The organism is Sediminibacillus sp. JSM 1682029 (assembly GCF_041366435.1).
GTDB lineage: Bacteria > Bacillota > Bacilli > Bacillales > Amphibacillaceae > Sediminibacillus > Sediminibacillus terrae.
Genome location: NZ_JBEWYY010000005.1, coordinates 59,214 through 77,986, shown reverse-complemented (window position 1 = coordinate 77,986; position 18,773 = coordinate 59,214). Strand labels below are relative to the sequence as shown.

21 protein-coding genes are annotated in these 18,773 nt (G+C 40.4%); 2 read left to right on the top strand and 19 right to left on the bottom strand.

The features are described 5' to 3' along the window. Positions 1-280: 280 nt before the first annotated feature. A complete protein-coding gene (lexA, locus tag ABVF09_RS10085; RefSeq protein WP_026570276.1) occupies positions 281-904 on the top strand; it encodes a transcriptional repressor LexA in 624 nt (207 codons plus the stop codon). 417 nt (positions 905-1,321) lie between these two features. Here the strand turns inward: lexA and ABVF09_RS10080 are convergent, their stop codons facing one another. Continuing rightward, the gene (locus ABVF09_RS10080; RefSeq protein ID WP_026570278.1) at positions 1,322-1,591 is read right to left on the bottom strand and encodes a holin; all 270 of its coding nucleotides are present in this window, start codon (positions 1,589-1,591) and stop codon (positions 1,322-1,324) included. Between the two features lie 460 nt (positions 1,592-2,051). Here ABVF09_RS10080 and ABVF09_RS10075 point away from each other — a divergent pair, with 460 nt between their 5' ends. Beyond that, entirely contained in the window at positions 2,052-2,498 is a 447-nt protein-coding gene (locus ABVF09_RS10075) for a hypothetical protein (protein ID WP_371069150.1), read from the top strand. Positions 2,499-2,712: 214 nt separating this feature from the next. Here the strand turns inward: ABVF09_RS10075 and ABVF09_RS10070 are convergent, their stop codons facing one another. The 18 genes from ABVF09_RS10070 to ABVF09_RS09985 form a co-directional block, all read right to left on the bottom strand. Further along, on the bottom strand, positions 2,713-3,723 hold the full coding sequence (locus tag ABVF09_RS10070) for an N-acetylmuramoyl-L-alanine amidase family protein (protein WP_371069149.1): 1,011 nt from the start codon (positions 3,721-3,723) through the stop codon (positions 2,713-2,715). Positions 3,724-3,737: 14 nt separating this feature from the next. Beyond that, positions 3,738-3,998 (bottom strand): holin, encoded by a 261-nt coding sequence (locus tag ABVF09_RS10065; protein ID WP_371069148.1) that lies wholly within the window; start codon positions 3,996-3,998, stop codon positions 3,738-3,740. A gap of 36 nt (positions 3,999-4,034) precedes the next feature. Beyond that, entirely contained in the window at positions 4,035-4,244 is a 210-nt protein-coding gene (locus ABVF09_RS10060) for a BhlA/UviB family holin-like peptide (protein ID WP_153465151.1), read from the bottom strand. A gap of 74 nt (positions 4,245-4,318) precedes the next feature. Beyond that, entirely contained in the window at positions 4,319-4,540 is a 222-nt protein-coding gene (locus ABVF09_RS10055) for a hypothetical protein (RefSeq protein WP_371069147.1), read from the bottom strand. An 89-nt stretch (positions 4,541-4,629) separates the two neighbouring features. Continuing rightward, the gene (locus ABVF09_RS10050; protein WP_371069146.1) at positions 4,630-4,866 is read right to left on the bottom strand and encodes a hypothetical protein; all 237 of its coding nucleotides are present in this window, start codon (positions 4,864-4,866) and stop codon (positions 4,630-4,632) included. 56 nt (positions 4,867-4,922) lie between these two features. After that, on the bottom strand, positions 4,923-5,468 hold the full coding sequence (locus tag ABVF09_RS10045; protein ID WP_371069145.1) for a DUF4376 domain-containing protein: 546 nt from the start codon (positions 5,466-5,468) through the stop codon (positions 4,923-4,925). 19 nt (positions 5,469-5,487) lie between these two features. Beyond that, a complete protein-coding gene (locus ABVF09_RS10040) occupies positions 5,488-9,174 on the bottom strand; it encodes a phage tail spike protein (RefSeq protein WP_371069144.1) in 3,687 nt (1,228 codons plus the stop codon). A gap of 26 nt (positions 9,175-9,200) precedes the next feature. Then, entirely contained in the window at positions 9,201-9,914 is a 714-nt protein-coding gene (locus ABVF09_RS10035; protein ID WP_371069143.1) for a distal tail protein Dit, read from the bottom strand. Beyond that, entirely contained in the window at positions 9,904-12,843 is a 2,940-nt protein-coding gene (locus ABVF09_RS10030; RefSeq protein ID WP_371069142.1) for a phage tail tape measure protein, read from the bottom strand. The genes ABVF09_RS10035 and ABVF09_RS10030 overlap by 11 nt, the downstream gene beginning before the upstream one ends. A 239-nt stretch (positions 12,844-13,082) precedes the next feature. Continuing rightward, entirely contained in the window at positions 13,083-13,475 is a 393-nt protein-coding gene (locus ABVF09_RS10025; RefSeq protein WP_371069141.1) for a hypothetical protein, read from the bottom strand. A gap of 13 nt (positions 13,476-13,488) precedes the next feature. Next, entirely contained in the window at positions 13,489-14,364 is an 876-nt protein-coding gene (locus ABVF09_RS10020) for a major tail protein (RefSeq protein ID WP_371069140.1), read from the bottom strand. Positions 14,365-14,370: 6 nt separating this feature from the next. Further along, positions 14,371-14,751: an HK97-gp10 family putative phage morphogenesis protein gene (locus ABVF09_RS10015; protein WP_371069139.1), complete on the bottom strand. Its 381-nt coding sequence runs from the start codon at positions 14,749-14,751 to the stop codon at positions 14,371-14,373. Continuing rightward, a complete protein-coding gene (locus ABVF09_RS10010; RefSeq protein ID WP_371069138.1) occupies positions 14,744-15,076 on the bottom strand; it encodes a hypothetical protein in 333 nt (110 codons plus the stop codon). Before ABVF09_RS10010 ends, ABVF09_RS10015 begins: the two co-directional genes overlap by 8 nt. Then, positions 15,066-15,398 carry a hypothetical protein gene (locus ABVF09_RS10005; protein WP_371069137.1) on the bottom strand — a complete coding sequence of 111 codons (333 nt, stop codon included), beginning with the start codon at positions 15,396-15,398 and terminating at the stop codon, positions 15,066-15,068. Before ABVF09_RS10005 ends, ABVF09_RS10010 begins: the two co-directional genes overlap by 11 nt. Beyond that, positions 15,370-15,645: a head-tail connector protein gene (locus ABVF09_RS10000; protein ID WP_371069136.1), complete on the bottom strand. Its 276-nt coding sequence runs from the start codon at positions 15,643-15,645 to the stop codon at positions 15,370-15,372. Before ABVF09_RS10000 ends, ABVF09_RS10005 begins: the two co-directional genes overlap by 29 nt. Positions 15,646-15,658: 13 nt before the next feature. Further along, complete coding sequence (locus ABVF09_RS09995; protein WP_371069135.1) at positions 15,659-16,966, bottom strand: phage major capsid protein; 1,308 nt, start codon at positions 16,964-16,966, stop codon at positions 15,659-15,661. An 11-nt stretch (positions 16,967-16,977) separates the two neighbouring features. Further along, entirely contained in the window at positions 16,978-17,568 is a 591-nt protein-coding gene (locus ABVF09_RS09990; protein WP_371069134.1) for an HK97 family phage prohead protease, read from the bottom strand. Then, complete coding sequence (locus ABVF09_RS09985; protein WP_371069133.1) at positions 17,525-18,742, bottom strand: phage portal protein; 1,218 nt, start codon at positions 18,740-18,742, stop codon at positions 17,525-17,527. The genes ABVF09_RS09990 and ABVF09_RS09985 overlap by 44 nt, the downstream gene beginning before the upstream one ends. Positions 18,743-18,773: the final 31 nt, after the last annotated feature.

Sequence of the window (18,773 nt, the reverse complement as noted above, 5' to 3'; positions counted from 1 at the left end):
TATGTTCCTTTTCATCGCCATTTATTCAGATGGTGACCATCGCATAATACATTAATCCTAAAGTGAAAATAAATAGAGTTAAATAGAAAAGGTCTAGTTTCGAAAGTTTTTGAAACATATTGTCCGCCTCCTAAACAATTAGAACTTATGTTCGCTTTTATATTACTATTATATACGAACATAGGTTCTTGTCAATGTTTTTTTCGAACGAGTGTTTGTATCTGCATGTCAACCATGATATAATATTCACAATAAATACTATGTCCGAGGTGTTACACAAATGACAAAACTATCAAAAAGGCAGCAGGCAATTTTAGAATATATTAAAGAGCAGGTTTTGGATAAAGGTTATCCACCTTCTGTGAGGGAAATAGGAGAGGCTGTAGGACTAGCATCGAGTTCAACCGTCCACGGCCATTTATCGAGACTGGAAAAGAAAGGATTTATCAGAAGAGATCCTACGAAACCCCGTGCCATTGAAGTGCTTAATTTAGAAGAGACTCCTGAAATTCCTGCCGGTGAAGCGACTTTCGCCCCGGTTATCGGAAAGGTCACCGCAGGTATACCTATTACAGCTGTGGAAAACATAGAAGAATATGTGCCGCTCCCTGGCACGATAGCCAATCCAGATGAAAATATTTTCGTGTTGATCATCGAAGGTGAAAGCATGGTGGAAGCTGGTATATTGGATGGAGATATGGTCATAGTCAAACAACAACAAACTGCTCAAAACGGGGAAATTGTCGTAGCCATGACAGAAGAAGGAGAAGCTACCGTCAAACGTTTCTTCAAAGAAAAAGACCATATCAGACTCCAGCCCGAAAATGCAACAATGGAACCGATTATCCTCAATAATGTATCAATTTTAGGGAAAGTGGTAGGTTTATATCGACATATCCAATAAAATATCAAGTAGACAGAAAAAACCAAATCCTAGGATTTGGTTTTTTCTGTCTACTTGAACTACCATCTATATGTTTTTACCGATATCCATAAATTTAGTTAGCAGTGTTTCGCTTTTTGTTTTCAGGAAGCGGAAATACTACCAAGAATGCGAAATACCCCAACAGTAAAACATTGAAAACAAATAACCATATGGATGAAAAATCATATATTTCTTGAAAATTCTTTGTGACGGCCAAAACCAAAGCGGCTATCAGTACAAAACCTACATACTTGATAAATAACACCTCCCTTTTATGATTTTATTAAATTTCCAAGAAAATGTCCAAAGTTTTTTCCCTTTAATACCTGACCTCAACCCCCAATGGCTGGATTGTGTCATCTTTGAAAACGAAATATTTGACACCAAACAAGACGCTCAGGGAGCGTCTTGTTTGGTGTTCCCGTCTCTTGTTTTGACTAACTCGAACAGACCTGTTCCTGCCAGTCCTGCTATCCCTCCCGCCCAAAGGCGCAGAACGATATCCATTTCCGTAAAAGGATATGCGATTCCTCCAATTATCATGCCGATCACCAAGCTAATGGCTGGAATGATATTTTTAGGCAGCGCAAATGTCTTTTTCACCAATTCAACCAAGGCAGATACAATCGGAAATAAAACAGTAGCAAACATTAATACATTCTCCAATTAGAAGCACCCCATCATTATTTATATGACGTTTCAGGCCTTTTAGAAGTGCGAAGAAATAACTATTAAACCGTGGTAATCAATGTGGAGAATGCTGCCGGCCGCCCTTTTGCGTAGGAATTTTAAAGGAAAAGCCTCCCGGCGTAAAAGTGCCGGAAGGCTGTAAGATTAATAAGTTTGCAGATACTGTTCGCGTTCCCAAGGGTGTACTTGTGTACGGACTACGATTTAATAGGTAGAAACTCGGTAAAAACACTTCAAATGATTAGTAAAACAACCTTTATTATCAATGCTTAAATCAATTTAAACCAACTATTTTAAAAATCCGTGGGTGTGTCGTGGGTGCGTTCGTGGGTGAATTTACTCTCTTATTTTTAGCACTTACCTGAACAGTAAGTGCTTTTTTACATTGGCAAATTGTGCTAATATTTAACTGGACAAAATAAGGGGGAATAAATTTATGGGAGCTTTTTTGGGTGCGATCGGCCTAGTGGGTTTTGTGGCTGGGATCGTATTGATAATTTTAGGTTTCATTAAAAAGAAGAAATATCGTGGTGGTATTGTAACTATACTGTCGTTAATCTTATTTATTGTGGGGATTGTTATCACACCCTCGGTTGATTATGAAGTGGTAGAGGAAGAAACGGGATCTGCAAACACTAATACGTTATCTATCCGTGTTACTACAGAGTCAACTAAAGAAAAGGAATTAGAGTTGGTTGCAGAAGAAGTCAAAAAAGAATACGAGAAAAAAGACGTGGATGGTATGTGGCTTTATATTCATAAAAAGGATAATGATAAGAAGTTTGGTGATTTAATGGCCACTGCTAACATTTCATATACCTTTGACGGGCAAGTATTAGTTGGAAATGAGAATCCTAATGATATGTCTTTTGAAATCAAATAAAAAAGCCCCTCAATCAGTGAGGGGCTTTTAAATACTTGTCGATTTACATTAATTGTATTGCACATTTACATTTATTTCAAGTATATTTTTCGATTTGTAACAAATACTGATATTGCCAACAGAGATTCTACCTCTCTAGTCTCTCCCCCTCTTATTAGAGGGGCTTTTTTTTAATTGCTATCGCTCCACTATTTTGTGGAGTTAACTTCCTTTTTTACAACTTACCTGTATTAAGCTGCCGCTGTAATGCTTTCACCATCATGGACGGATCACTGATCACACCATCGACCGGCGTGCCAAGATATTGCTGCAGCTTCCTCACTGTGTTAGGTCCAAGGTAACCATCAACTGTAGCGCCGATAAGTCTTTGCAGAGCCTCGATAACCATACTGCCACCCTTGCCAAAGGTAATGCCACTAACAATCATCTTGGTAACACTGTTATGCAGCTGGTTGCTGATTACACCATCGACAACCGTACCTAGCACCTCTTGCAAAGCCTTGGTGGTTTGCTCGCCCCATACACCATCAACGACCAATTTTTGCTTTTTCGGTTTCGATACACTAGATGACTTGGTTTTATGCTTCTTGGCCGGTTTGTGCTTAACAACTTCGCCAGTCTCCTGGTCTTTAAAATCGACATTAAAATAGCGCGTGATTGCTTTCGCATGGATCCGCGCTACCGCTTTAACATATTCATTTTGCTTGCTGCCGAAAATCAGTTTAAATTCTTTACTGTTTGTCATAAAGCCGTTCTCCGTCAGAACAGCTGTCATGTTCGTTTCACGGCATATATGAAGGTTAGTCCAGCTGCCCGGCTTAGATGCATGTAGTCCGTTTCCATGTGTACTATAACCTGCAGCCTTTACTTCTTCGACAAACAACTTTGCTAATCGTTTAGAGTCCTCTGCAGTGTGCCAGTAAAATGCACAACGGCCGCTAGCGTCTTTAGATGAACTGGCATTTGCATGAATAGACCACACCAGGTCAACGTCCTGCTTGTTGTAATAGTTGGTGCGCTGTGTTAAGCCAACCTCTGGAGAGAATGGTTCCTGGATCATCAAGGTGTCAATGTTGTTTGCTCGTAGCAACTTGTCTAGTTCTTGCCCGACGAGAGAATTGAAGTCGTGCTCCTCGTACACCTTGCCATCAACGACTACACCTTTGCCGCCAGTACGATCATATGTGTCAGCTCCATGCCCGATGTCAATTGCTACTTTTACCATACTTACACACTCCTTTATTTTGTTGTTCCTTCTCGTTTATTTACCGCCAGCTCAAACAAACCTGTACCAGCAAGACCTGCAAAGCCACCGGCCCACAGTCGCAGTACAAGCTCCAAGTCAGTAAACGGGTAAGCAGCTGCACCAATAGCGATTCCGACAACAAAGCTAACAGCTGGGACAATGTTTTTCGGGATAGTCACTGTTCGTTTAGCCAGTTCTACCAAGGCTGTCACGATTGGCAAAATGACAGTTGCAAAAATCAATACGTCTTCCATGTTTCTCACCTCCTTATTAGCCTATTAAAAAACCGACTACCTGGGGGGCAATCGGTCTTTGATATCCTTTAATTCATTTATAACGACATCGTACTTCTCACTGAACTTTTCTAATAAGCTTTGCAATCGCATTTCTCTTGCCTGATTAGCCTTCATGACATATATCAACAACCAAACAAAAAGAGCCGCAAAAGGCCCTTGAGTTAAAAAATATTGTAGTACAGTATCCACTGTAATCTCCTCCATTTCTATTGGCCCTCCCCCCAACATTTATCTCTATCTAATCCATAAAAAAGCATCCCCAGCGGGGATGCTCCTTTTTAAAATTGAGTGAAAACTTTAGATAATTGATTCATAAGTGTTTCTTTATCACTTTCTTTTCTGAAGGCAAATTCTTGGCGATTTAGTCCAGTTTTATTATTTTTCGGGTAAATAGCCCCGGCCAATACTACATCATCCTTCACAAGATCATCTACAAATATCTCAATCACGTAGTCACCGCTTTCTAGCAAGGAGACAATTTCCGATATTTCCACGCTCACCTTATCACCTCCCTCCATCGATTAATTTCGACAAAAAGGAAGGGATTTCCTATGTTTTTCGTTCGTCAATTATCGACATAAAAATACGCCTATTCGGCGCTGTTTTGCAATTCTTTTATCTTTTTTCGTAACTCTTTATTTTCCTTCTCAATCGTTTCGTTTTCTTCCACTTGCTGTTTTAGACGTGCAGCATACGCCTTGTTAGCGGCCTTCGCATGGCCAAGTTGCTGAAGAAGTTGCTTTGTTTGGACTGCCGCTTCATCAGCTGTGAAATTTAATACATCCTGCATCTCGTAGTTAACCTTTAATTTCTCGTTATCCGCCATTTTCCTACCTCCATTTAGGGTTTCTTTTATTCTGCTGCGTCCTATTTTATCGAACGTTACCAATCTATGGCGTTTATTTCTTCTAATGTCTCCGCAGCGTCCACTTTTGGTTTTAGCTCGTCACGAAAACGCGAAATGATTTTCTTAGTGTGGGAATTTGCAGCCGCGGCTACTTGCAGAAGCTGCGTTTGATTTAATGTGATACGGACATCTTCTCCGTTATAGTGCGCTGTCCATTCCGTTTGGGTGGTTACTCCTCTATCCATGAGCATTAAATCGGTGTTCCTGTTGTTCTGTGCCTTTTCGTCATTGGAAAACTGATAAACCGTTCCGTCTATTTCAACATTGAAATAACCTAATATTTCCCTCTCGCATCTATTGGATAACCATTTCTTTTTAGATCTTTTAGCTGTTTTCAGTTCTTTTTCGGTTGATTTTACAATATTTCCATTCTTATACTCGAAAATTTCCGGTCGGTGGGATCCATGGAGAATTTCATTTTCATTTTCTATTTCCACCTCGAAACTATCTTCAGAAAAAGGGCTGCTCGCAAATCCGATTATGGTTCCGTTCTCGTCCACTTCTATATGAATCTTAGGCATTTTCCTTACATCTCCTTTTCTAGTATTCATATACAGCTACTAAAACCACATCGTCCAACGGTGATGTTTTGTTATCGTCGTTCCCTTTGAAAAACGCGTTATATACGTAAACATATTTAGCATACGAAGCCGCGAAAGCGTGTGGTGTTACTTGGTACAAGCCGGATCCATTGGAAGCCGTCTCATGGTATGATTTCGGAATAAATGTAGCTACATAGTTATAATCCTGGGCTCCGTCTCCTGCATTATAGTCAGACCATAAAAGCATCCATCCGTGCGCGCATTCGTCCAAATTTTTGCTTGGATTGCATTCCTGTCCGGCTTGCATGTATATGGCCCCGCTCCATAGCTTGTTTATACCTGTTAAGTTCATGCCCCTGTACTCCAAGTCGCCGCCGTTGCTTCCCCACGGAACCTTCAATATTACGTCTCCGACATAGTCTTTTATATTCCAATATGCCCCACTAGATACGGAGTACTTGGCATGAAGATTTCCAAAATGATCGAAATAGCTTCCGGAAGCGTCAGAAGATTCCATGCTGCTATATCGCAATTCTCCTAGCTTTACAGTGGCTAACTCATTGTTGTCCGATCGTCGTATCTCTAAATCGTTTCCGGATAGATCCATATCATGTAATGCGTTAAAACGTGATCTCCCCAGGTCCATGATGTTGTCTGCACCTTCGTTGGTGTAGAATTCCCCTACTATGCCCCCTTCGCCAAAGCCTACTCTGCTCGCGGATATCAACATAGTAGATTCACCGTTAGTATTAGCAACGGCGCTTATTCGTCCATCCTGGTAAAATGTATGCTTGTTATTATCCTCGTACCCTGGCGGCACATAAATGGCGTCGTCTGGGCCAAACGCTACCTTCATACCGTTTGCTCCCAATTCTAAATCCGTGATACGTCCAAATACTTGATTTTGGATAGTTAGCTCGCCGTTTGATATTTCCGCTCGCAGCGTGAAGTCGGGATCAAAATAATCTTGTGTATCGGAACTCCGCAGTATTGTTCCTTCTATGGTGGATCCATATATATTGACTGATTCTATATCAATTGAAGTTAATTTCCCTGTTTGGATCTTGTCTGCGCTTATGTCTCCGGCTATCATGCTGTTGGTTATCACGCCATCTTTAACCTGCAGTTGTCCGTTTATTACTGTTAGGGCTCCGTTAATAGCTAGTTTCGCTACGTCTATTTTTACCTCTTCCGCTGTTTGGTTTATGGATGAAATGACACCATTTTTTTCAACGCGTAATCTGATTTCATCCGCTTGTTGATATATTTGACTCTGCATATCTGTCATCTTTGCTGAAGTTCCAGCCATGCGGAAATCAATGTTTTCTGCGTCTGCTTTAATGGTTAGCTCATCTATGATTACGCTCCCGCCATTCCCGCTGGTATCGGGCCAAATCATCACCCCTCCGGAATCGTCTGGTCCTATCTCCGCAGGTACGTCCCATTCGAATGAGAATTTTGTCCACTCTGTTGTCGGTTGGAACCTTTGCCATCCGGTGTAGTTCATGGGGTCGTATTTATAGTAGTTCACTGCAAATTCCTGGCTTGCGTTTGTGTCTGGTTGCTTTGCCCATAATTCTATCCGAATTCTACGCCCCGCAATACTTTTATGAACTGCTTTTTCCAATCCGTTTTTAGGTACTTTTCCAAACACCGGATCCTCATCCGCGGTTCCTCCAGTCATTATTATCGCGTTAGCCCCTGCCCTTTTGTCGTCCGTCGGCTCCCACATGCTCGAATGGTTCCAATGGCGTAGATCTTCTTCGTTAAAATCTTGATATAAGATTGTACCCCATGTTTTTTGTGTTAGTTCGTCCACGCTTGTTTCGAATTCCGTTTTAGAAACGGTGCTGCTAATCGCTTCCTCTGTTTGTTCGATCGCTGATTCGTTCTGCTCGAACCTCTCTATAATCCCTTGTTGATCCGTTACATAGTTAGTTACAGAAACCTTACCTTCCAGCGCCGTGTTAACTTCTGTTTTGGTGTACGCTCCTACCTCTTCTGCGCTTGTGCTGGTTAGCTTTTTCCATGAAGTACCGGTCCATCTATACCATACATCCGGCCCTTCACTAGTCGTTTTAATCCAAAACTGTCCGGGTTTGAAATCTGTTCCTGTTGGCTCGGTTGTTTGCTTAATTATGCCCGAATCAATAAATTCCGGCACTAAGTCCTGATTGAAATCTTCCGGTATGATTCGAAGGGTAGTTGCCTGTACCTGGTTAGTGTAGTCACTTGGAGTTTCATGGTAGTTAACTGCTCGGACACGATAATACCACGTTTCATTGACATCAACTTCATGAATGAACCCACCAGCTTTTCCTTTCCAAATCAACTGGGCTTCTGATGGTTCGAAGTTTTTAACCTGACTCCCGTAAACTTCGTAGCTTGCAATACTTGCTGAAGCATTGTAATCCCAACTAACCTTAACTGTTTTGAATAATCCAGTGGCTTTAAGGTTTTCAGGTACTGGCGGCACTATATCGGGAAAACTATCGTCAGATATCACTACAGGACGCTTTCTAATTTTTTCAATATCCTTTTCAATTTCATCTAGTCGGTCATCGTCAAAATCCAAGAAATCGCCGATCTCCACATCAGCTGTTCCTTCTATATCAAGCAAGTCATATTCCAAATAAATAACACGAGCCTGAATTTCGATTGGACGGGAAAAGCGCCTATCAATCGCTCGTGATGTATCACCCAGACTTACTTTTTCGTGTTCGTATCCTGCCAACTGCTCATATAAATGGACCGTCAATCCGTAATTGATTTGTGGCTTTTTGTTATCTTGGATTGATTGCCACGCCGCCTTAAGTAATTCTTCTGGATCATCAATATTCTGGTTTGAATATTCACCTTCTCGGTGCAACAACCGGCCATCATACAATCGACCATATTGCTCTAATGCTTCCGGATCGCCAACCCATTTTTGTCCCAACGGCTTATCAACCGGATCTCCATTCGCTACCGACCATTCAACATCAGCAAAGTCAATGTACCGGGTGTTACCTCCCCCTTCAGTTTGAAGTGATGCACCCCAGCCATACATGGCGGTTTTCGGATAAGATAGCACCGTTCGCTGTATTTCTTTTATGTTATGGTCAATTTCCCAGCGATGACCATTGTCGGTACCTAGCCGCTGTACAATCTTTATCAACCGACGAGTAATTTTATTTCCACTAAACTCTACAACATCCTTGAACTCTCCACCCCAAGTATGGATAATCTCCCAGACTCCATCAACACTGGTTATATGATAAAAATTAGTTGTTTGTAAACCAAGGGAAACTTCCACTATTCCTTCCCAACGTGTTCCTTCTAATGCTGCATTTAGTGCTTCCTGGGCTTCTTTATCAACAAATCGCCTGTCCAATACTAGATGTTCTTTAAGTTCCATAAAAGCAGGTTCACATATAGCGGTTGTCATAGGGCCTTCTTCATTATCAATATCATCAAGCTCTTTAATCACATATAAACGCAAATCCCCGTCTTTATCACGAAAGACAACTTGGTTCTCATTTTTAACATGTTGCGCTTCTGCAGTGTCTGCCTCAACGGTAAAAGAGAAAGGTTTATCCGGCAATTGGTTAATCTTTTCACGGAATGGAGCTGAAATAAGACCAGTTTCAGGTGCTAACACGGTTAGTAGTTTATCGTCTGGACTGAACACGTATATTTCTGCCATGATTTCACCTCTTCCCTCTTTCAACGTTAATGGTATCTCTCGGTATAAGTAATAGTTGTTTGATGACTGGCTCTAATGCTCATTTCGCCTGGTTCCAATTTAAACCAGTTTGTCTGTAGGTCAATTGCCTCTGCTAAATTTTCTCCGTTTAAAGTTACTTTCCGCTTATGATAATCAAATTCCAATAAATCAGTAGCTATAAAGTCAAAGTTCAGAACAACCCGTCCGCCTTTATTCGTTTCCAATACATATTGACTTGCATCTACATCAAATGTGGTCTTGCTAGTCCACGGTACCTTTTTTTGCCCCTCTATATTTTTAGTGGAGTACTCGGTGGAAATAATTAGATCATGTTCTGCCCCGCTAGCGTAATAGCTTACAAATTCAATCAACCCACTTCTAACCAGGTCAATTTCTTTTGAAAAATTTCTTATTTGCCGTACCTCAGCATAATAAGTCCGCCCAGGCTCATCATCAAAAGTCAATGGAGCTAAATCTTCTGTTACTAACCAGGATGCAATATCATCTTTAAGTTCCAAATCTTCTTCGTCATTCCTCACGATATATTCAATGGGTTGAGTAATAGACAGTAAGTCTGCTTCTGTATCTTTCAATCTATATCCACCAGGATACTTTACAACATTTCGGTTTAAAGGGGAAAAGGGAGCTTTTTCACGCCCCTCCGGCAAATAAATATAGGGTTTTCTTATACCATTAAATGTCATACTTCTATGAGCCACGAGGTCTCCTCCTCTTTCGGCTTTGTTTGCGAGCCTGCATATCAGATACATCATCAACGACCATTTCAGCAAGTACACGCTTATCAGGTGTTATCATTTGTACAATAAGAGGCTGTTTTTGTTCTTGTTGATTCATTGTTTTGGCAATACCTTCACCAATGGAACCAAGCGTCTTATCGTTTAATGGTAATACGGCTTCCGGTCCAGCTTCACCTGCTCCTTGTAATCTTCCACCGGATGCTCCAAAAATCGTCGGCTGCGTGAAAATACCGCCTTTTGCCCACCAATCTACATCTATTCCAGATGGGTAAGAAATAGTTTTGCCCATAATTGTCCTGCTTCCCCATTCAAGACTGAAATGAGGCAGACTTGGCAGGGAAGGTTTGGGGATTTTTAATCTCATGTCGGAAAAGAAACCTGTTATTTTATCTACGATTCCACTAACCTTATCCCGAGCTGTTTCAATTGGTGACAGTATTTTATCTTTCGCGGATTGCATTACTTGGCCAGCTCTATCTTTTAAATTATTGAATTTGTCTATGGCTCCATCCTTCAAAGAACTTACTCTATCAACAAAAGCGGATTTCAAATCAGACACTTTTCCAAATACATTATCTTTAAAGCCGATGACTGCATCGGTACCTCGTTTTTTCAGGTCGTTGAATTTGTCTACAGCACCATCTTTCAGTTCATTAGCTTTGTTCACAAAGTCGTCTTTCATCTGTTTAGCTTTATCGATTGCTCCATCTTTAAAGCCTTTCAGTAATTTTATTCCACCATCTTTCAAATCCTTTACTTTTCCAATAGCACCATCTTTTAATTCATTGAACTTTTGGACAGCACCATTTTTCATGTCTAAAAACCAGGAAATAAAGTCGGCTGCTAATTTTGGCACAACTTCTGTCAGCCAGGCGGTAAATTGATTCCACTTTTCGCTAAACCAATCTGTAATCGATCCCCAGTTTTGAATGGCCACCACAATTCCGGCTATGGCTGCGGCCACCAACAGCACAACCGCTATGATAGGTAATAAAGCCACTTCCAGTGAGCCTATAGCAACTGCCAGAGCGATGATAACTGGTGTTAATGCTATCGCTACGGCCATCAATCCGCCAAATACAGTGATGAACGTTTGGAGTGGTCCAGGTAAATTTGTAAACCAATCGTTCAATTTTTGAAGGCCAGCCACGACTGGTGGTAGTACGTCCTCAGCAAGATCAGCTAATTGTTGCCCAACAGGCAGGAGTTGAATACCTATATCTCTAAGACCACCTATTAACTTCTCACCAGGCGCTCTCTGAGACATTTCATCAGCCTTACCATTTACATCGTCAAACCCTTCACCTATAGTGAACAGAGCAGCTGCGCCGTCTACACCTAAATCTTCAAATTGACTTGCTAACTCTGATATAGCAACCTGCTGTTCATTCGGGGACATTTTATTCAGATCTTTAGAAATTGAGGTGGCAACATCTGCTGTTGTTGCTTTACCCTCTTTCCATTTATTAAACATTTCCTGTGTTTCTTTTGAATAATTTCCTATTATCTTTTCAACTGATCCGTCTCCAAGTTTTACTTGAAACTCTTTAACTGCATCTGCAGCCTTATTGGCATTCATCGATCCATTTTCTAACCCATTACTTAGAATTTGAAGCATTTCATTGGCACTGTAACCTGCAGATTCAAAATGAGGACTAAACTCGTTTAATGTCTCTAAAAAATCATCTGTCTTGTTTAACCCGTTTTGATAACCTGCTGCAATTAAATCCATAGCTTCTTCGCCGGTAAGTCCGAACTCTTCCATTAATCTACTAGCAGCAAGTACATTTTCATTAACATCTGTGCCTGTTCTTTTTGCTATAGTAGTAATATTATTTGTTAATTTTTCTAGTTCTGCATCATTTAAATTGCCAAATGATTGTTTTACCAGCATTACTGCTTCCGATGCTTCTTCCATGGAGCCCACTACACCATGCCGAAAAACATCATTGACAACCTCATTTAACTTTGATGCTTCATCAGCAGTCAAACCCAAATTAGCTTGCAAATACGTTTGAGAGTCTCCAAATTCCAAATATGAATCGGTAGCGGATTTTCCTACATCGAACAAGGCGTCCGATACACCTTCAAGCAGTTCAACTGCTTCCAGGAGGTTGTTCAAGTCCATCTTGCCGTTTAATTCTTCCAATCCATCCCCGGCGTCGGCAGTACTATCCTCAACGCCATCCAAAGACTTTTCAAACTTTTTCATCGTCGTTCTGGCATCATTCATTTTTGTTTCTAGTTGATTTACTTCTACAGAATTTTCACCGTAAACCTTTTTTGTTTCTTCCAGCTGCCGCTCTAAATTTTCGACCGTGCGATCGGTTAATTTCATTTGAGCTTGCAGCTGTTTTTGAGCAAGTTCAGCCTTCTCAGCTTCTGTGGCATTATCACCTAGTTCTGCGGTCTGAAGTTTAAATGAACTAGTTAATGATTTTTGCTCTGACTCAAGCAGCTTACTTTCTGCTTTCAGCTTATCCAGATTATCTTGTGCAGCACGCGCTTCCTGTGCTTGATCTGATAATCCATCGTTTACACGGTCCAGAGACTTTTGCAGCTGAATTTCAGCTCGTTCAGAATCTAGCAATTTACCATACATTTTATCCAGTTCTTTGGAAGAGGTATTGGTGTCCTTTGACATAGCCTCATATTCATCACGCAACATTTTTGTACGCTTTTGAGCACCTTCCATCTGGATCTCTAACTTTTTCTTCTCAGCTCTCAATTTATCAGTGGCATTGGCATCCTTCCCCATAGCAGCAATATGGTTTTTATACTCTTTTGCCGCTGTATTCATGACCCTATTAATATCTTTAAGTGTCTGGGCATATTGCACCTGGCCATCCATTTTAAAGTTGAGAACGACATTCTTTTCTTTGTCTGCCATTTCCTCACCTCGTTTCTATAAAAAAGGCGTTTGATCAAGTGTATAGACTTGCTTAGATTTTTCCTGTACTAGGGCATCAGGCTGGGTATATTTCAAATGCATGATGTATTGCTTTAACAAGTGGTTGGGCGTTATGTTAAAGAAGTCATCCATGCTTAATCCCAGTAAGGTATTGCCTACATAAAAATAAAAGTCCCAATCCAATTCCTCGGACTGGGACTCTTCGTCAGAAGTTGCTGCTACTGATTTTTTTTTTCTGTTTTTAGCTTTTCCATATCAGAATTTTGAAAGCTTTGACCCTGAAACAAATCAAATGCCACTGTAAATATGTCCGGTAAATCATCAATTGGTATTGCATTTTCTATTTCATAAGGGGTGCAATCCGTTCCGGCACTTTTAACCATGGCATAGATTAGCGCGTTCATTAACTTGATTTCTTTTTTACCAAGCGTTATCTTTCCCTGTTTAAGCATGCGGTTAATATCTTTTTCAAATACCTCATAGGATTTCCCATATGCTTCTTCAACATATGGAAAAGATTTAAAAGTAAAAATGACAGGGATATCCACGCCTTGTATCTTAATGGTGTCCCTATTTGCATTTACGTTAACTAATTCACTGAGTTTGGCCATTTTATTGTTCCTCCTATACTACAGTCAGTGTTGATGTACCCGTTACAGTCGGATCTTCTACAGAAGTTGCCGTGATCGTCACTGAATCATCAACTGCAGCATCAGCCGCTACTGTCGCTAATCCATTTTCATCGATTGTTGCTACTGTTTCATCACTCGAAGACCAAGTTACAGATTGGTCAGTTGCTCCGGTTACTGTTGCCGTAAATTGTTTTGTTTCTCCTGCCGGGCTTGTTGCGTTAGCTGGGCTCGTATCAACTGTTATCCCTTCACCAGGAAAGAAGTTTGCTAGTTGAGATTTGTCGGCAATGACCTGGTTCATAAAGTCGAAAGCTTTAATACCTGCAGCACTTTCACGTACTTCCGAAAAGTCAACTTTTGTTACGTTGTTAAACAATAGCGGTGTCGCGGTAAATGTTGCAGAGACATCCCTAACTTCTTCTTCATTTGTTGAAGTGGCAAACGTTTCTTCAGAAGGCGATTTCTGAACACGTGGGTACCAACGAGCGATTCGGGATCCGTCAGATAGTCTTGCTGTGAATCCCATTGCAAACATTGGATATTCTTTAGCGTCTGCAGTTTCAAACGCCACGCCTTTTTCCGGAGTTACGCCATCGATCTTGTCTTTAACCTCTTGCGGCAGCGCTACATGAGTTAAGCTCAGGGTAAAGTTCGTGTTCTTAGAAGCATTAACGAACATCTTCCCCGAAGCCCACTTCGTAACGGTAGTCGGATTACCGGCAATCCCAAGCTCCACGATATTGGGGAAAGTGTATATTTTGCTATCATATTCCGGAATTGCATCGCTACTGTCTTTTTGATTTGTCATAAAAGCCATATATAGCGACTCAATCGTAACCACATATAGCAGTTCTTGTGCTTTTGTCATTTACATTCATCCTCCCATTTTCTTGATAATTTTGTCGGCCATGATATCGTTGATTTTGTCCGCGTCTGCATCCCAAGTGTTTTGAACAAAATGTGCTCCTTTTACACGCCCGCGGCCGCTAGCCTTTTTATGCCCATGCTCGACCAGAAACCAATACCAGGCCGTATCATCAAACTCAACTGACACGCGATCATCTTTAACAACTACTTTCAAGCTATCCCTCATGTGCTCTTTATTGAAATTAGATTTGGGAATTCTGGGCTTTAATTTCTGCACAAAGTACTCGGCAGCTTCTTCCAAGACATCAATTTCAACTTTTTTATCAACTTTGAGCAAAGTATTTATGTCCTCTAAAGCTTCAGCAAAACCATTGTTGTTTTTAGCCATTTACACACCTCACATTTGTGATAAACTGCGTTATGGTGGAATCGTTCTCGTCATAAGGAAAACCTTCAAATTGGCTATATGAGACACCATATTTGTTGAACACATCCTTTAATGGTTCATAATCAGATTCGGTACCATTTGTAATAACCGCAATTTGATATAAAGGCATGTCAGCAATTACTTTGCTTGAAGACCTTTTATGCTGCTCGTTGACAAACTCATACACAATATAAGGGTAAGTGGCAGCGCTTGGTTCACTATCACGATACACCGGCAAACCGGACTCTTTCATAATGCTTCTTAATTGCTGAAAGTTAATCTGCATAAGATAGAGACACCTCCATGATACGGTCCTCTTCCCGGACGTAAATCCGCTCGATGTCATAAATTCGTTCGCCAATTTTCACTCGGTAATCATTCTGGTTCTTTTCTACCTCCCGATCTAAGCGAACTTCAATTTTCTTCATGATCTCCTGGGCATCCTTGAAGGTGAATTTATCTGCAGCTGTGACACCTATGTTGTTATACTTCAAGATTCGATGAAACAAATAATCAATAACCACTCGGTCCGTATCCGGGCCAATGGTTTCACCAATCTTCAGCAAATCAGCATTCCATTTACGATTGTTCGTCTGTCGTTTCGGCATCGTCGAACGCCTCCTGAATAAAGAAAGGTGTCATTGCATCTAACGCCTCGCCAAGTTCCTTTTCAGATACACGATACTCGTACATAATTCCAGCAACCATAATAATCAGCCAGTCGTCCTGACCACCAGTTGCCTTTTTTACATATTTTTTAGCACGGGTAACATAAAAAGAGAGCATGGAATCATCCATACCCTCTTCCCAGTGCAAGTGACTTTTTAATTTGGTGACAAGTTCTTGATCAGTCACGTGGAATCACTCCTTATGAGGTTGTAGTATCAGCACCAACGACCTCATACTTATACATTGTTGGTTCTAGTGGGCTGTAAATCAACTGTCCATCCACTATATTGTAGATTTGAAGACCCACAAGGTTAGATTGAGCAAACAGTTCTTTCAAACGGTTAACTTCCATACTGCCAATTACGTCTTGATAATGGAAAGATTTGAAATCACCAAAATATAAAATCGGCGTGTCTGCGTCGGCCTCAGATTTATCAGCGAATTCAGTTACAACAGCATTGTAACCAAGAATTTTACCATCGAATCCATTTGCGGCTTGTTCAAATGGTTTAAACAAAGGAAAACCATCATCTGTTTTCATAGTTTCAATAAGAGTTAGTGCAGCGTCATTGATCATGAACATGCTACGTTTACGAACGCTTGTTTTAACAGTGTTTTTAAACTTAACCAATGTATCATATACTGCCTGTCCACTGGATAGATTAGGAGCCGAAGCTGGTGTAAATGCAACTGCTTTTTTAGCAAGAGCACCGTCATTAATATTTCCTGTCTCATCTCCACGGAAGAAGTACTGAGCCTCTTTTCGTACATAAGCTTTTTTCAATTCTTCAATCACAATGTCTTCAATTGCGATATCAGACCGTTTTAGTAGTTTCTTAGTGACAGTCGCAAGGGCATCAAATTCAGACGGTTCAAGTTCAATTTCATCAAACTCAATACTTGTGTCTGGCATAGGATTATCTTTAGTACGTTCATTTTTATGACCTTGCGCTTCTGCCTTTTTAACCAAGACGGGGAACCCTTGAGTTGTTTTGGTTCTGTGCCTCTTACCATATCTCCGTAAAGGGTTCTCTTCTTGAGCATAAGCAATGACCTCTCTTGCAATTTCCTTTGGTACAGTTACAGCCCCGTTACCAGTTTCAATGCCAAGAGAACGAGCTTCTGATTCAGTTATTTGACCAGCAACGTATCGACCAAACGCTTGACGGATTTCTTTTTCCTTAGCTTTAGATGATTTATGGCCACGGGAAGATAGTCCTTTACCAACTGCATCATCTACTTTCTCACGCGTTTCATCATCGATTTCTTCTCCGCGAGCTTCTTCCTCCTCTTCCTCATGCTCTTCTTCAGGATTTTCATTGTCACGCTCTTCTTCCTCATTTTCTTTCTGCATACGCTGCCGTGCTTCTAGTTCAGCTTTTTCTTCCTTCAGTTCACGTACTTCCTTTTCTAAATCAGTAAATTTGACATCACCGCGTTTTTCTTCGTCATCCATCATTGCACGAATTTCTGCAAGTCTTTGTTCGATTTCTTTGATTCTATCCATCTAAATCACTCCTATAATATTGTTAAAATTTTTATTTTTGCTGCTTTTTCATCCCGGTATTCCTTCAGTTCCTCATCATATTGCTTCATTCTGTCAAAACCTCTGGCACTAACTTCCGAATCAGGATAAGCTGGAAATGCCACTGCAGATACCTCTAATAGTTTGGCTTTCTTTACTGTCCTTAGAGGTAAATCGTCTTCAGGTTCTTCAATTTCGTCATCCTCTTTCCGGAACCCGAAACTGACACCGTCAACATCTCCACGCTGAATACTTTCATAAGTGTCATTTCCAAGTGATGTGTTGGGTAAGTCAAGTTCAAATCGCAAACCAATATCATCTTCATTAAGGCGCAATGTTTCGTTTTTAGTCCTTCCCAACACTTTCGATACATCATGCGACCATAAAAAACGCTGATCGTCATTTTTCAATGAATCAGCGAAAGCACCTTTTTTGAATTGTTCACGGAACTTAAAAAACATACCTAACACATGAGATTTCTTTTCCCACTTTACAGCATATCCGCTTAAAGTCCTCTTTCCATCTTCGTCTTCACGGATCTCAATCTTCTCCGTTACTATTTCCCTCATTTCCATTTTGTCCATTTGCATCACCACCTTTCAAAGAGTCATCAGTTGCTTTTTTCTCTCCAATTTTGGATAGGTCATTTGATATATAAACCGCTTGAGTTTCAGGTTTGTTTTGCTTAGGGAAACCAAGCATGTCAGCCACATTATCCGGTGAGGTGATTCCAGTCCGCACAATGTTATATCCAATATTGGTTTTCGTACTGTAAGTAACAAAATCAAGGACATTAATCTTAAATTTAATTCGTTGCTTGGAATTTGGACCGAAAAAAAGAAGACTCAAATGGTCTTCAAAGTTTCGCATGATCGGTTTCACTGCTTTATTGTGTAAATACATCATTGCTTTCTCAAAATCATTTTTTACAAGCGATTGATAAGTGTCTACATTAATATTTAGGAATTTACCTAAATCCTTTTTGTAGACATTTAAAAAGGAAAGTGTTTTTTCATCATCAATCGGACTATCCAAACTATCAATCGAATAACCTTTTCCAAGTGGTATCATTTTGACGGTCCTAGAATCATCAATTTGCTCCAACTGATCAAGAATGGCTTTAATCATTTTTGATTGTGCGCCATTCTGGGGATTGATATGAGCATCTAATTTCAACAGAAAAGCTAACAAACCGCCTTTAATGTATTTGTCCGTTAATACTTTTTCCGCGTTCATTACCCCTTCCAATGTTCTTTTACCAAGATTTAAGATTCCAACGCCAGTCAGATGATTAGTGCCAATATTTTTAATATGTCTGATCATGGCAGAAGGAATTTCTGTTTCCCCAATTTTGAAATGTTCTTTCAGGTTTTCATCTAGTTCAGTATGAACCCCATCTGGAAGATGTAGCTGATTATTATTAAGCAACGGATAAACCTCACCATACAATAAATAACTGTTTGTCATGAGCTTCATAAACTCAGATTGTGTTAAGTAATCATTTGGATTACGAAGAACTCTTAATGCCCGATTGTTTCTGACTTCATTTCCGGCCCCATCCTCTACCACAACTTCCGCCAACATTAACTGATTAGATATGTCTTGCAATAACTCATAGACATCCGAGGACTCCAGAATATTTTCATCATTTGAAAATATGGAAGGAAAACGGACAGTACCACTGGGCACATCTTCCGTTGAGCCGCGTTTTTCAACTTGACGGTATAAAAAATTTGAGAATCTATCTCTTAATCCCAATCGATCACCACCTTTCAATATATGGTATAAT